Source organism: Micromonospora sp. CNZ286, assembly GCF_014207755.1.
Window position 1 is genome coordinate 1,601,014 of sequence record NZ_JACHIZ010000001.1, and the last position, 12,592, is coordinate 1,613,605.

A 12,592-nucleotide genomic window follows, 5' to 3' on the forward strand; every position below is an offset into this window, starting at 1 on the left:
GATGTGCGATCGGGGGGCGAGGGGCATCACCGAATTGCAATTTCGCGATGAGTGGGATGCCGGCTTCAGCGGTCGTTCGTTGCCGCCGGTCCGTGAGCGGCGCTCGGCCTCGGTAGCCTCGAAGCCGTGACGAAGGGGCCGGGCCACGATGACTGCTGATCCGCCGCCCGCCACCGGACGACTGACCTTCGCCGAGATGACCGTCGACGACCTCGACGACATGGCCGCCCTTCTCGGCGACCCGATTGTGATGCGCTACTACCGGCGACCGAAGATCCGGGCGGAGGCACTGGACTGGATCCGCTGGAACGAGGGCCTCTACCGCGGCCACGGCTTCGGACTGTGGGTGCTCAGGTCACGGGCGACAGGCGAGTTCGTCGGCGACTGCGGTCTCACTCCGCAGCCGGTGGACGGGGTGATGGAGGTCGAAGTCGGTTACCACCTGCGGACCGGGATGCAGGGTCGCGGATTCGCCACGGAGGCGGCGGCCGCGTGTCGCGACCACGCGCGCGACCGGCTGGGCGTCGACCGTCTCGTCGCGATCATCCACCCGGACAACACGCCCTCACATCGGGTCGCGGAGCGGATCGGGCTGAGCTTCGAGCGTGCGACGACGTCCGAATCGGGGAATCCGGTGCACGTGTACGCCGCGCGCCTGGCCTGACCGGGCTCAGCGGCGGGCCGACGTCACGAACCGGGTCCACGCGGCCGGGGTGAAGGTGAGCACCGGCCCGGCCGGGTCCTTCGAGTCGCGGACGCCGACCACACCGGGCAGGTTGCCGGCGACCTCGACGCAGTCGCCGCCGTTGCCGCCGCTGCGGGTGCTCTTGCGCCACCGGGCGCCGCTCAGGTCCATGCCGCCGCCACTTCCCTCAGCAGTTCCAGGGTCCGCGCGCGGGGCAGCGCCTCGCCCCGGATGCGTTCCCACCGACGCTCCAGGGTAGCAATCTCCGAGGGCTGCTCGATGATCTGCGCGCGGGCCTGGCTGTCCACATGCGCCACCCGGTTGCCGTCGCGCAGCTCCGCGATGACGAACGGCCCGTCCAGCCCGGGATAGGTCGGCGTGTCGGCCGGCACCACGTGGAGCTGCACGTTCGGCAGCTCGGCGCAGGCGAGCAGGTGGGCCACCTGTGCGGCCATCAGCGCCCGGTCGCCGGCGGCGGCGCGGCGCAGCACCTGCTCGTCGAGCACCACGACGTACAGCGGTCCGCGCGGCCGGGTGAGGATGCCCTGCCGGTCCAGCCGGGCGGTGACCAGGTCGGTGATCTCGTCGGCGGTCAGCGGCTGGCCGATGAACGTGGCCCGGGCGTACGCCTCGGTCTGCAACAGGCCCGGCACCCACGCCAGTTGGAAGGCTCGCAGCGCGACCGCCTCGCGTTCGATGTCCACCCACGGGCGGAACCAGACGGGCTCGCGGCGGCGGACCGCGTCGGGCCAGAGCGCCTCGATCGGCTGGCCCAGCAGGTTCGCCACAGTCGCGCGGTGCCGGCTCTGCGGGATGTGCCCGGGGTTCGCCCACCGGGCCACCGTCTTCGGGTGCAGGCCGAGCCGCTCCGCCAGGCTCTCGGCGGTGTGGCCGGCGCCGGCCAGCGCGGTGACGAAGGCATGGTTCATGCCCATTCCTCCCCGGAGCAAAAGAACCGTCCGAAGGAGATTACACAACGCTGTGTGATTGTTCGGGCACCCTCGGCACGGTGGAGGCATGACCGAACCGACACCCACATCGGCGTACCCCCGGGTGGTGCTGCCGCTGACCGGCCACCGCGCGTGCGGTCCGGCCTGGCGCTGCGACCGCTGCGGCGAGCCCTGGCCGTGCCCGACCCTGCGGGCCGCGCCCACCGACGCGGCCCGCCGCGCCACGATGATCCCCGAGTTCTCCCGGCTCACCCGGCAGGCCATCCGCGACCTGCGCGGCCGCCCCGACGGCCCGGACCCGATCGCGATCGTGCGGCGCTTCCTGTGGTTCCTGCCGCTCACCGACGCCGAGGCACGCGCCGTCGCGCTCCGCCTCCGCTGAGATGTAAGGAAGGGCCCCTTCTTAACAGACGTCTGTTAAGAAGGGGCCCTTCCTTACATGAAGAACTCAGCTGGCGATCATGCGGCGCAGCACGTACTGCAGGATGCCGCCGTGCCGGTAGTAGTCCGCCTCACCCGGGGTGTCGATGCGGACCACGGCGTCGAACTCCACGCCGGTGTCGGTGGTGACCTTCACCGTGCGCGGGGTCTCGCCGTCGTTCAGCGCGGTGACGCCGCTGATCGAGAACGTCTCCGTGCCGGTCAGGCCCAGCGACTCGGCGGTCTCGCCGCCCGGGAACTGCAGCGGCAGCACGCCCATGCCGATCAGGTTCGAGCGGTGGATCCGCTCGTACGACTCGGCGATGACCGCCTTCACGCCCAGCAGCATGGTGCCCTTGGCGGCCCAGTCACGCGACGAGCCCGAGCCGTACTCCTTGCCGGCCAGGATGACCAGCGGGACGCCCGCCTCCTGGTACGCCATCGAGGCGTCGTAGATCGAGGTCTGCTCGCCGGTCAGGTGGTTGACCGTGAAGCCGCCCTCGACGCCCGGGACGAGCTGGTTGCGCAGCCGGATGTTGGCGAACGTGCCCCGGATCATCACCTCGTGGTTGCCGCGGCGGGAGCCGTACGAGTTGAACTCGTGCCGGGCCACGCCGTGCTCGGCCAGGTACTTGCCAGCGGGGGAGTCCGCCTTGATCGAACCGGCCGGGGAGATGTGGTCGGTGGTCACCGAGTCGCCCAGCTTCGCCAGCACGCGCGCGTCGGCGATGTCCTGGACCGGGGCCGGCTCCTGCTGCATGCCCTCGAAGTACGGGGGCTTGCGCACGTAGGTCGACTCGCCGTCCCAGGAGAACGTGTCACCGGTCGGGGTCGGCAGCGACTGCCAGCGCTCGTCACCGGCGAACACGTCGGCGTACGCGGCGCTGAAGCCGGTCGCGCCGATCGCGGAGGCGATGACGTCCTGGATCTCGGCGCTGTTCGGCCAGATCTCCCGCAGGAACACCGGGTTGCCCTGGGCGTCCTCGCCGATCGGCTCGTTCGCCAGGTCGATGTCCATGGTGCCGGCGAGCGCGTACGCGACCACCAGCGGCGGGGACGCCAGGTAGTTCATCTTGACGTCCGGGTTGATCCGGCCCTCGAAGTTGCGGTTGCCGGACAGCACCGACACGACTGCGAGGTCACCGTCGTTGACGGCGGCGGAGACCTCCTCCGGCAGCGGGCCGGAGTTGCCGATGCAGGTGGTGCAGCCGTAGCCGACCAGGTTGAAGCCGAGCTTCTCCAGGTACGGCGTGAGGCCGGCTCGGTCGTAGTAGTCCATGACGACCTTCGAACCCGGCGCCAGGGTGGTCTTCACCCACGGCTTGCGGGCCAGGCCCTTCTCCACCGCGTTTCGGGCCAGCAGCGCGGCGCCGATCATCACCTGCGGGTTCGAGGTGTTGGTGCAGGAGGTGATCGCGGCGATCACCACGGCGCCGTGGTCCAGCTCGTACTCGACGCCGTCGGCGCCGGTCACGCGTACCGGATTGCTCGCCCGGCCGCCCGCGCCCACCGCGGCGGTCTCCAGGTCGCGCGGCGCGTCCGCCGGGTCGTTCACGCCGTTGGCGGGGGAGTCGCTGGCCGGGAACGACTCGGCCGACGCCTCGTCGGCCGGGCCGTCGGCGCCGAACGGCTTCTCCTGCTGCGGCACGCCCGGCTTGCGGCCCGGGTCGCCACCGGTCTCGTCGGCTGCCACGTAGTCGCTGAGCGCGGCGCGGAACAGCGTCTTGGCGCTGCCGAGCGGCACCCGGTCCTGCGGGCGCTTCGGGCCGGCCAGCGACGGCTCGATGGTGCCGAGGTCCAGCTCCAGGCGCTCGGAGTACTCCGGCTCGCGCTCCGGGTCGTGCCAGAGGCCCTGCTCCTTGGCGTACGCCTCGACCAGCGCGACCTGAGACGCGTCGCGGCCGGTCAGCTCCAGGTAGCGGACGGTCTCGGCGTCGATCGGGAAGATCGCCACGGTCGAGCCGTACTCCGGCGACATGTTGCCGATGGTGGCGCGGTTCGCCAGCGGCACCGCGCTCACGCCGGGGCCGTAGAACTCGACGAACTTGCCGACCACACCGTGCTTGCGCAGCATCTCGGTGATGGTCAGCACCAGGTCGGTGGCGGTGGTGCCGGCCGGCATCTCACCGGAGAGCTTGAAGCCGACGACACGGGGGATCAGCATGCTGACCGGCTGGCCGAGCATCGCGGCCTCGGCCTCGATGCCGCCGACGCCCCAGCCCAGCACGCCCAGGCCGTTGACCATGGTGGTGTGCGAGTCGGTGCCGACGACCGTGTCCGGGTACGCCTGGCCGTTGCGCTCCATGATCGTACGGGCCAGGTACTCGATGTTGACCTGGTGCACGATGCCGGTGCCCGGCGGGACGACCTTGAACTCGTTGAAGGCGGTCTGACCCCAGCGCAGGAACTGGTAGCGCTCCTTGTTGCGCTCGTACTCCAGCTCGACGTTGCGCTCGAAGGCGTCCTCGCGGCCGAACAGGTCGGCGATGACCGAGTGGTCGATGACCAGCTCGGCCGGAGCGAGGGGGTTGACCTTGGTGGCGTCGCCGCCCAGGTCACGGACCGCCTCGCGCATGGTGGCCAGGTCGACCACGCAGGGCACGCCGGTGAAGTCCTGCATCAGCACCCGGGCCGGGGTGAACTGGATCTCCACGCTCGGGTCGGCGGTGGCGTCCCACGCGCCGAGCTGCTGGATGTGGTCGGCGGTGATGTTCGCGCCGTCCTCGGTCCGCAGCAGGTTCTCCAGCAGGATCTTCAAGCTGTAGGGCAGTCGCTCGTGGCCCTCCACCTTGTCGATCCTGAAAATCTCGTAGCTCGCGTCTCCGACGCGTAGCTGGGTCTTCGCACCGAAGGTGTCGAGGCTCGCCACGTCGTACTCCTTCACACCAGCGACCGTGAGTAGTCCTGAGCAGTTTGTCGCACCGGCCGGGGCGCTGCCGTGCTTAGGCAACACTTACCTGCGTCGGTCTCTACAAAACCGTACGTCCGTCTTGCTATTCGTGCAACCTCGTGCCACGCTGCGGGACGAGGAGGTGCCACCATGATCCATCACGTCCTGCTCGCCTGCCCTCGCGGCTCCGAGGACGCGTCCCGCTCCTTCTACGCGGGCCTGCTCGGCCTCACCGAGAAGCCCAAACCCCCGGCCCTCGCCGCCCGCGGTGGCTGCTGGTTCACCGGGTACGACGCCGAACTGCACCTGGGCGTCGAGGACGACTTCCGCCCGGCCCGCAAGGCGCACCCCGCGCTGCTGCGCACCGACCTGGACGAGCTGGCCGCCCGCCTCGACGCCGCCGGACACACAGTGACCTGGGGCGACGACGAGATTCCCGGCATGCGTCGGTTCCACACGTACGACCCGCACGGCAACCGGCTGGAGTTTCTGGCCCCCGCAGGCTGACCCGGCGCGGGTAGGGTCGGGCGGGTGGTCGACGTACAGCACTGGCTCGCCGCGCTCCCACCGGCCCTGATCTGCCTGCTCGTGGGCGGGGTGATCGGCGTGGAGAGCATGGGCATCCCGCTGCCCGGCGAGATCGTGCTGGTCAGCGCCGCCCTGCTCGCCGCCACAGGCGCCGTCGGGCCCGAGTGGGTGGCCGCCGCCGCGGCGACAGGCGCCATCATCGGCGACTCCGTCGGGTACGCCGTCGGCCGCCGTGGTGGCCGCCCCCTGCTGGAACGGCTCGGCCGGCGCTTCCCGAAACACCTCGGCCCGGCACACCTGGCCCGTGCCGAGCTGAGCTTCGCCCGGCACGGCGTCTGGGCCGTGTTCTTCGGGCGGTTCGTCGCGCTGCTGCGCATCCTCGCCGGGCCGCTCGCCGGGGCGCTGCGCGTGCCGTACCGTCGGTTCCTGGTCGCGAACGCCGCGGGCGGGCTGGTGTGGGCGTTCGGCACCACCTACCTGCTGTTCTACCTCGGGCAGGCCGCCGAGCACTGGCTCAAGGACATCTCCTGGGCCGGCCTGGTGCTGGCCGTGCTGGCCGGCGTGGTCAGCACCGCGTGGCTGCGCCGCCGAGCCAGGCGCCTGCACGTGTCCGAGCCTTCCGACCAGCCCACCCCGGTCCCCGCCGCCGACCGCTGACCCCCGCCCCAGCGCCTTCCCTCGCCTCTGCCTCTGCCCCGGCGTGCCCTCGCCTCTGCGCCGCCGCCCTCGCCTGGTCCCGCTCTCGCCCGGCCCGGCACTCGCCCTTGCGCTGCCTGCCCTCGCCAGGCCCCGCCTCACCCTTGCGCTGCCCGCCCCCACCCGGTTGATCAAGGAGTTTGTGTCCTGCAGCAGCTCTCGCAGTGACACAAACTCCTTGATCACCGATGTGGGTGGGTGGAGCGGCGAGCAGTGCGGGGTCACGGTGGACCGGCCGCACCCGACCCGACCACTCCAGAGCGTCGATCATGAAGTTGGCGGCGACAGAACGGACAGGAAACGCCGTCAACTTCATGATCGACGGGGCGGGGCGCGTGCCGGTGGTCAGGGGGCGGTGAGCAGGGTGAGCAGGGTGTCGCGGGCGGTGCGGACGGCAGCGCGGGACTCCTCGGTGTGGTCCAGCGCGTCGAATCCGTGCTGTCCGTTGGGCACGTCCACCACGCACAGCGGGATCCCTCGCCGCTGCGCGACAGCCGTGAACGCCTCGATCGTCGGGGCGACCTCGGGCCGCTCCCGCCCGGCCCGGGTCAGCACGAGCGTCGGCCGTGCCGCGTCCTCCGTCTGCGCGGCTCCGACACCTGCGCCGGCGGGCAGGTCGAGGGCGTCGATCGGGCGGAAGCGCGGGTCCACCGGCGGCCATCCGGGCAGCGGCGCCAGCAGGGGATAGGTGGCGGCCACGCCCCGCAGCCAGGCGGGCGGGTCGCGGAGCCAGTCGCCGAGCAGCAGGCCGGCGCCGGAGAAGAACCACAGCCCGAGCCGGTCGGCGTCGACGCGCGGGTCGGCGCGGAGCATTTCGGCGGCGGCGGCGACCCGCGCGGCGACCGTGTACAGGTCGTCGGGGCTCGCGACGGTGAGCCGGGGGATCGCGGTCAGCACGCCTGCCTCGGCGAGCAGCGCGCCGTAGCCGCGGTAGAGCGGCCAGTCCCGCGCGTCGGGTGCTTCGGGCGGCCCCGGTACGCCGTGCACGACGACGACAGCGGGATGCCGGCCGTCGCCGGCGGGCACGTGCAGGTCGACGTCGCCGTGCCGTTCCACGGCGGCGGGCGGGGGATCGAGGACGAACGGGCTCTCCCAGAAAACGGTTCCCATCATGGCGATGGTAGGAGAATCCGCCGCCCGCGACTGTCCGGTCAGGACGACGAGGACGCCTTGGCGTGCCGTTCGCGCAGCCGGTCCCGGATCTCCTCCGGGGTGTACGCCCGGCGCCGCCGCTCGGCCCGCGCCACGACCACTCCGGTCGCCGCGACGCCGGCGAGACCCGCGAGCCCGAGTACCTTCCACCACCGCATCCGTTGCCGCATCCGCATAGGGTAGTCCTCCATGAGCATCAGCCTGGACGAGGCCGTGGAGCTGACCCGCACCGGCGATCTGTGGGTGTTCCGCGGACGCAGCGTGCCCGACCGGGCCATCCAGCTCACCACGAACAGCCCGGTGAACCACGTGGGCATGGCCGTGGTGCTCGACGACATGCCGCCGCTGATGTGGCACGCCGAGCTGGGCCGTTCGCTGCCGGACATGTGGACCGGCACCCACCAGCGCGGCGTGCAGCTGCACGACCTCCGGGACGCGGTCTGCGTCTGGGGCAACCGGTACGGCCAGCGGGGCTGGCTGCGCCAGCTCGAACCGCCGACCGACACAGCGATGGAGGAGGCGGTGCTGCGTACCGTGGCTCGTCTGGACGGGACACCGTTCCCGTCCACCGCGCAGCTCGCCTGGCGGTGGGCCCGGGGGCGGCTGCCGCACCCGCCCCGCCTGAGCCTCGGCGGCCTCCGGGGCAGGACCGCCGACACCAGCAGGGCCGCCGACACCAGCAGGGCCGCCGACACCAGCAGGGAGAACGCCGCAGCACTGGAGACGGCGTACTGCGCCGAGGTGGTCGCTGTTACCTACGAGGCGATGGGCCTGCTGCCCGCCGGGCGACGGCCCAACTGGTACGACCCGGGGCGGTTCTGGAGCGGCGACGACCTGGCCCTCAACGGCGGCGCGCACCTCGGTGCCGAGATCGAGGTGCGGATCCCGCCGCGCTGACCAGGTTTGCCGCCGGGGCGTGCCGGTAATGAGGAGCGTCGTGACGGCTTCCACCGACCTCGACACGCTCACCGACTTCTTCGACCGGTACGGCGTGGCGCTGACCACCGCCGACGTGCCGGCCATCGCCGGCTGCTACGCCCTGCCCGGGCTGGTGGTCGCCGACACCTACAGCTTCTCGTTCACCTCGCCAGCGGCGGTGGCGCTCAGCTTCGTCGGCGCCGCCCCGGACTACCAGGAGCGGGAACTCGTCGCCGCGAACGCGCAGATCGAGGACGTGCAGCAGATCTCGGCGCTGCTCACCGAGGTGGCGGTGCGCTGGGAGTTCCTGGACAGCCAGGGCGGCACGGTGCCCGGCGAGCGCTACCGCTATCTGCTGCGAACCACCGAGGACGGCCCGGTGATCTGCACCGTCATCCGTACCGCCTGATCGTGGTGGTGCGGCGGCCGGCCACGCGGGCCGGCCGCCGCACCGACTGACGTCAGCGGTGGTGGGCGCCGGCCCAGCGGTCGGCCTCGGGGGCCGGGTGCAGGCCGGGCTCGTGCAGGCCCTCCTCGGTGACCTGGCCGATCCGGCGGTACGTGTCCGGCCGGCTGGTGCGCAGGATCGCGCCCCAGATCAGGCCGACCACGCCCGCCGCCACCGGGATCGCCGGCAGCAGCCACTTCAGGTAGCTCGCCGTGTCGGGGGCGAGCAGCGCGTCGAAGTTGAACAGCAGCACCAGTAGCACGGCGGTGAGCAGGACCGTGCCGAGCGCCGGGGCGATCGCCCGCTGCCAGGCGCTCTCCGGGCCGGGGCGGCCCCGGAAGAAGCCCACCACGGAGGCCGAGGTGAGCGTCATCAGCAGCACGACGCCGACCGCCGCGGCGCCGGACAGCCAGGTGAACAGGTCGATGACCGGGTCACGGCCGGTCATCGCGAACGCCAGGAACACCACCACTGCGAGGACGCTCTGCACGAGCGAGCCCGCGACGGGCGCGCCGCTGCGGCTGGAGGTGGCGCCGAGGAAGCCCGGCAGCACCCGCTCCCGGCCCAGGGCGAACAGGTAACGCGCCACGCCGTTGTGGAACGACAGCAGGGCGGCCAGCACGCTGGTGATGAACAGGACGTTGGCGATGTCCGCGACGACCGCGCCGGTGTACTGGTCGAGTGCGCCGAAGATGATGCCCGGCCCCGCCTCGGCACTGGCCGCCGGGGCGTTCTCCGGACCGGTGAGCACGGTCAGCGCCCAGGCGGAGAAGGCGTAGAACAGGCCGGTGAACGCGACCGCGATGTAGGTGGCCCGGGCGACCGTGCGCCGCGGGTCCTTGACCTCCTCGCTGTAGATGGCGCCGCTCTCGAAGCCGGTGAAGGAGGCGATGGTGAACGCGAGCACCGCGCCGAAGCCGGCGCCGAACAAATGGCCGGGGCTGATGCCGGCGGTGGTGACGGTGCCGCCGTCGGGGTTGGCGAAGGCGACCAGGTCGAAGATCAGCACGGCCACGCACTCGAGGATGAGCAGCACCGCGAGGACCGTGGCGTTGAGGTCGATGCGCAGGACGCCGAGCGCGCCGATGAACACCCAGGCCAGCAGCGCCCAGACCCACCAGTCGAGACTGATGCCGGTCTTGGCGTCCATGAAGTCGCCCAGGATCGCGCCGAGCAGGCCGTAGAGACCGATCTGGATCGCGTTGTAGGCCGCCAGTGCGACAGCCGAGCCGGCCACCCCGCCGGCCCGGCCGAGACCGTTGGCGATGTACGCGTAGAACGCGCCGGCGTTGGCGACGTACCGGCTCATCGCGGCGTAGCCGGTGGCGAAGACGGCCAGCACGGCGGCGAGGAGCACGTATCCGAGCGCGGCGCCGATGTTGCCGCTGACCGCGTACATGGTGGTGACACCACCGCCGAGAACGGTCAGCGGGGCGGACGCGGCGACGGTGAAAAAAACGAGGTGGGCGGTGCCGAGACGACCGCGGCGCAGCCCACCGTCGGAGAAGAACGGATCGGAGGACAAGGCTTCTCCAGAGGAGGGGGTGAGGGGATTGAGGTGTCTACTTCGGAACAACCTGAAGCAGGGTATTGGTGATCACTGATCGTGACAACCCCGCTTCGATATCGATTGGGGTGCGCGTGATCGGCCGGAATTGAGCTGTGCGTGGTCATGCCGTACCGTCCCGTGTCGACGATCACGGCCACCGTTCGAGGATGGACCATGACCTACCCCGGGGCGCAGGCCACTTACCGGCTTGCGGATGCGCTGTTCCTTATCGGACACGACGAGTTCACCGGCAAGCCACATGTCGCCGTCGACCGGCTGGAGTGCGGGCTGGCCGGCGCCGCGCTCGCCGAGCTGATGTTCGAGGGCCGGATCGCCCTCGACGGAGGGGGGATCGCCGCTGTCGATCCGCGGTTGTGGCAGGAGCCGCTCACCGACCTGCTGATCACCGAGATCCTGCGCCGCGAGGGTGCGCATCCGGCCCGGCTGTGGATCCGCTACCTGCGGACCCAGCTCAACATCAACGAGCGCGTCGGCACCCGGCTGGTCACCGCCGGCGTGCTCCGGCGCGAGCAGGGCAAGCTGATCGGCCGGATGGTGCGCTGGCCGGCCATCGACCCGAACCAGGCGGCCTCACCGCGGGTGCGGCTGACCGCGATGCTGATGCACTCGTCCCCGGCCGAACTGGACCCGGGCACGCTGCTGCTGGCGACCCTCGCCGAGGCGGTCGGGCTGGCCACGCACATCTTCGACCCGCAGGTGGCCACGCGGATGCGCGACTGCCGCCGGTTCCTGCCGGCTCAGCTCGAAGGGCTGCTCGCCGCCGTCGTGGGCGCGCTCGACGTCACCACCACGACGGTACGGCGATGACGTCCCGCCCCGGGCCGAGCCGGGGCGGGACGGTACCGGTCAGGCCGGGTCGCGCCACATCGGGTAGAGGCTGGGGCCCTCCGGCAGGTCCAGCGTGAGCGGGCGGCGCCGGAATCCGAGCCGCTCGTAGAGCGCGGCGTTGCGCGGTGAACTGGCCTCCAGGTACGCCGCGGTGCCGGCCTGATCCAGCTCGGCCAGCTTGTTACGCAGCAGCGCCGAGCCGACGCCCTTGCCGTGATGGTCGGGGTGTACCGCGATGAAGGGCAGGTACCAGTGCGGCTCAGCCGGGTGCCGGGCGCTCATCATCTCGTCCAGCACACCGAACCGCTTCATGGCCTCCGCGCCGATCGCGGCCTCCATCTCGTCGAACTCGTCGCCCTCGTCGGCGTCGTGTCCTTCGCCGGTGGGCAGCCAGAGCGTGGCGCCCAGGCCGTCGCCGGCGACGTGCACCTCACCGGTGCGCAGCGCCAGCGCGACGAACGGTCCGAAGAAGGCGGGATGGACCCGGGCGCGGTGGTCGTCGGCCGGGAAGACCCAGCCGCTCACCGGATCCCGCATGAACGCCTCGGCGAGGATCGCGGTCACGACGGCTGCGTCCGCCGTGGACGCCCGCCGGATGTTGCCCTGCCACTCACTCACTGGCCAACCGTCCTACCGGCTCGACGAGCCATTGTGGTCATTGATCGGCGTGCAAGGTATCAGGTGTCCACGCCGTGCGGCAGGCCCCGATCGGAGTGCTCGCCGCGACCCGGTCCGTGTGGCTACGCTGGCCCGGACCCCGACAGGAGGACCATGTCCCGCACGCGTCGTCCCGGCCCGCAGCCCGGGACCGCCATGACCTCGTCCCCCTGGATCCTCGTCGCCGCGGGCGTGGTCGTGATGGTGGTCCTGCTGGTGGTGGCGCTCGGTTCGGTGCGGGGCCGGCGTACGTTCCCGGCGGCCGGTCCGGCGGATCCGGTGATGTCGCTGCCGCACGTCCCGCTGACGCCCACGGCGGTCAGCGCCACCGGCCCGTCGCCGGTGGCCGCCACCGCTCCGGTGGTGCCGGGCCTGTCTCCCCGGTCCACGGTGCTGCCCGCCCGGCCGACGCCGGCCGCGCCGACCCCCAGCCCTCGGGGCGTGGCCCGGCCGGTGCTGCCCCCGCCGCCGCCTCCCGCGCCGCCGCCGTCCGCGGTGACCGGCCGGTACAGCGTGATGAGCGCCTTCGACGGCGGCTTCATCGGCGAGGTGCTGCTGGTCAACACCGCGCCTATGCCGCAGGGCTGGACGGTGCGCGCGGTGTTCCCCGGTGGCCGGCTGGTCACCGCCTGGGTCGAGGGCGCCGAGCAGGGCGTGTTCCGCTTCGACGACGGCGTGTTCACCTACCGCAGCGGGTTCGACCTGGCCCCCGGGCAGTCCGTGCCGGTGCGGTTCCACATCGAGCGGGCCGGCACCCGGCCGGTGAGCTGCACTGTCGACGGCACGCCCTGCACCGACCGTTAGATCCGGCGGCCCGGTCGGGGCCGGTGCGAGTGTCTCCTCTTGCAAG

Annotated in this window: 15 protein-coding genes; 8 read left to right on the forward strand and 7 right to left on the reverse strand. The window is 71.9% G+C overall.

Features of this window, described 5'->3' with window-relative positions:
* Nucleotides 1-148: 148 nt before the first annotated feature.
* Complete coding sequence (locus FHX31_RS07615; RefSeq protein ID WP_091331201.1) at nucleotides 149-664, forward strand: GNAT family N-acetyltransferase; 516 nt, start codon at nucleotides 149-151, stop codon at nucleotides 662-664.
* Nucleotides 665-670: 6 nt separating this feature from the next.
* Here the strand turns inward: FHX31_RS07615 and FHX31_RS07620 are convergent, their stop codons facing one another.
* Together FHX31_RS07620 and FHX31_RS07625 are read right to left on the reverse strand one after the other, a co-directional pair.
* Nucleotides 671-856, reverse strand: coding sequence for a DUF397 domain-containing protein (locus FHX31_RS07620; protein WP_013475920.1), 186 nt, complete (start codon nucleotides 854-856; stop codon nucleotides 671-673).
* Nucleotides 847-1,614, reverse strand: a complete 768-nt coding sequence (locus FHX31_RS07625; RefSeq protein ID WP_013475921.1) for a DUF5753 domain-containing protein — start codon at nucleotides 1,612-1,614, stop codon at nucleotides 847-849. The genes FHX31_RS07620 and FHX31_RS07625 overlap by 10 nt, the downstream gene beginning before the upstream one ends.
* A gap of 88 nt (nucleotides 1,615-1,702) precedes the next feature.
* Here FHX31_RS07625 and FHX31_RS07630 point away from each other — a divergent pair, with 88 nt between their 5' ends.
* Complete coding sequence (locus FHX31_RS07630; protein ID WP_013475922.1) at nucleotides 1,703-2,017, forward strand: hypothetical protein; 315 nt, start codon at nucleotides 1,703-1,705, stop codon at nucleotides 2,015-2,017.
* A 66-nt stretch (nucleotides 2,018-2,083) separates the two neighbouring features.
* Here the strand turns inward: FHX31_RS07630 and FHX31_RS07635 are convergent, their stop codons facing one another.
* A complete protein-coding gene (locus FHX31_RS07635) occupies nucleotides 2,084-4,939 on the reverse strand; it encodes an aconitate hydratase (RefSeq protein WP_123111133.1) in 2,856 nt (951 codons plus the stop codon).
* Nucleotides 4,940-5,095: 156 nt separating this feature from the next.
* Here FHX31_RS07635 and FHX31_RS07640 point away from each other — a divergent pair, with 156 nt between their 5' ends.
* Both FHX31_RS07640 and FHX31_RS07645 read left to right on the forward strand, forming a co-directional pair.
* Nucleotides 5,096-5,452 carry a VOC family protein gene (locus tag FHX31_RS07640; protein ID WP_013287401.1) on the forward strand — a complete coding sequence of 119 codons (357 nt, stop codon included), beginning with the start codon at nucleotides 5,096-5,098 and terminating at the stop codon, nucleotides 5,450-5,452.
* Nucleotides 5,453-5,476: 24 nt separating this feature from the next.
* Nucleotides 5,477-6,130, forward strand: a complete 654-nt coding sequence (locus tag FHX31_RS07645) for a DedA family protein (protein WP_030274242.1) — start codon at nucleotides 5,477-5,479, stop codon at nucleotides 6,128-6,130.
* Between the two features lie 384 nt (nucleotides 6,131-6,514).
* Here the strand turns inward: FHX31_RS07645 and FHX31_RS07650 are convergent, their stop codons facing one another.
* Both FHX31_RS07650 and FHX31_RS07655 read right to left on the reverse strand, forming a co-directional pair.
* Nucleotides 6,515-7,279, reverse strand: a complete 765-nt coding sequence (locus tag FHX31_RS07650; protein WP_486481656.1) for a hypothetical protein — start codon at nucleotides 7,277-7,279, stop codon at nucleotides 6,515-6,517.
* Between the two features lie 41 nt (nucleotides 7,280-7,320).
* Nucleotides 7,321-7,512 carry a hypothetical protein gene (locus FHX31_RS07655; RefSeq protein ID WP_139135452.1) on the reverse strand — a complete coding sequence of 64 codons (192 nt, stop codon included), beginning with the start codon at nucleotides 7,510-7,512 and terminating at the stop codon, nucleotides 7,321-7,323.
* On the opposite strand from FHX31_RS07655, the gene FHX31_RS07660 reads away from it, so the two are divergent.
* Both FHX31_RS07660 and FHX31_RS07665 read left to right on the forward strand, forming a co-directional pair.
* Nucleotides 7,511-8,218, forward strand: coding sequence for a hypothetical protein (locus FHX31_RS07660; protein ID WP_184975627.1), 708 nt, complete (start codon nucleotides 7,511-7,513; stop codon nucleotides 8,216-8,218). The two genes, FHX31_RS07655 and FHX31_RS07660, sit on opposite strands and share 2 nt — an antisense overlap.
* A gap of 40 nt (nucleotides 8,219-8,258) precedes the next feature.
* Nucleotides 8,259-8,648, forward strand: coding sequence for a hypothetical protein (locus tag FHX31_RS07665; RefSeq protein WP_013475926.1), 390 nt, complete (start codon nucleotides 8,259-8,261; stop codon nucleotides 8,646-8,648).
* Nucleotides 8,649-8,700: 52 nt separating this feature from the next.
* Here FHX31_RS07665 and FHX31_RS07670 read toward each other — a convergent pair whose 3' ends face one another.
* Entirely contained in the window at nucleotides 8,701-10,212 is a 1,512-nt protein-coding gene (locus tag FHX31_RS07670; protein WP_013475927.1) for an APC family permease, read from the reverse strand.
* A gap of 198 nt (nucleotides 10,213-10,410) precedes the next feature.
* Between FHX31_RS07670 and FHX31_RS07675 the strand changes: the two genes are divergently transcribed.
* On the forward strand, nucleotides 10,411-11,064 hold the full coding sequence (locus FHX31_RS07675; RefSeq protein WP_013287394.1) for a GOLPH3/VPS74 family protein: 654 nt from the start codon (nucleotides 10,411-10,413) through the stop codon (nucleotides 11,062-11,064).
* Nucleotides 11,065-11,103: 39 nt separating this feature from the next.
* On the opposite strand, the gene FHX31_RS07680 is transcribed toward FHX31_RS07675, so the two are convergent.
* A complete protein-coding gene (locus tag FHX31_RS07680) occupies nucleotides 11,104-11,703 on the reverse strand; it encodes a GNAT family N-acetyltransferase (protein WP_013287393.1) in 600 nt (199 codons plus the stop codon).
* 153 nt (nucleotides 11,704-11,856) lie between these two features.
* Between FHX31_RS07680 and FHX31_RS07685 the strand changes: the two genes are divergently transcribed.
* Nucleotides 11,857-12,546 carry a cellulose binding domain-containing protein gene (locus FHX31_RS07685; protein WP_013475928.1) on the forward strand — a complete coding sequence of 230 codons (690 nt, stop codon included), beginning with the start codon at nucleotides 11,857-11,859 and terminating at the stop codon, nucleotides 12,544-12,546.
* Nucleotides 12,547-12,592: the final 46 nt, after the last annotated feature.

What these genes read in the sequence shown, in the direction of transcription:
- FHX31_RS07685 (WP_013475928.1), top strand. Translation starts at nt 11,857, where the DNA reads ATGTCCCGCACGCGTCGTCCCGGCCCGCAGCCCGGGACCGCCATGACC.
- FHX31_RS07630 (WP_013475922.1), top strand. Translation starts at nt 1,703, where the DNA reads ATGACCGAACCGACACCCACATCGGCGTACCCCCGGGTGGTGCTGCCG.
- FHX31_RS07660 (WP_184975627.1), top strand. Translation starts at nt 7,511, where the DNA reads ATGAGCATCAGCCTGGACGAGGCCGTGGAGCTGACCCGCACCGGCGAT.
- FHX31_RS07640 (WP_013287401.1), top strand. Translation starts at nt 5,096, where the DNA reads ATGATCCATCACGTCCTGCTCGCCTGCCCTCGCGGCTCCGAGGACGCG.
- FHX31_RS07650 (WP_486481656.1), bottom strand. Translation starts at nt 7,279, where the DNA reads ATGGGAACCGTTTTCTGGGAGAGCCCGTTCGTCCTCGATCCCCCGCCC.
- FHX31_RS07655 (WP_139135452.1), bottom strand. Translation starts at nt 7,512, where the DNA reads ATGGAGGACTACCCTATGCGGATGCGGCAACGGATGCGGTGGTGGAAG.
- FHX31_RS07615 (WP_091331201.1), top strand. Translation starts at nt 149, where the DNA reads ATGACTGCTGATCCGCCGCCCGCCACCGGACGACTGACCTTCGCCGAG.
- FHX31_RS07675 (WP_013287394.1), top strand. Translation starts at nt 10,411, where the DNA reads ATGACCTACCCCGGGGCGCAGGCCACTTACCGGCTTGCGGATGCGCTG.
- FHX31_RS07620 (WP_013475920.1), bottom strand. Translation starts at nt 856, where the DNA reads ATGGACCTGAGCGGCGCCCGGTGGCGCAAGAGCACCCGCAGCGGCGGC.
- FHX31_RS07625 (WP_013475921.1), bottom strand. Translation starts at nt 1,614, where the DNA reads ATGAACCATGCCTTCGTCACCGCGCTGGCCGGCGCCGGCCACACCGCC.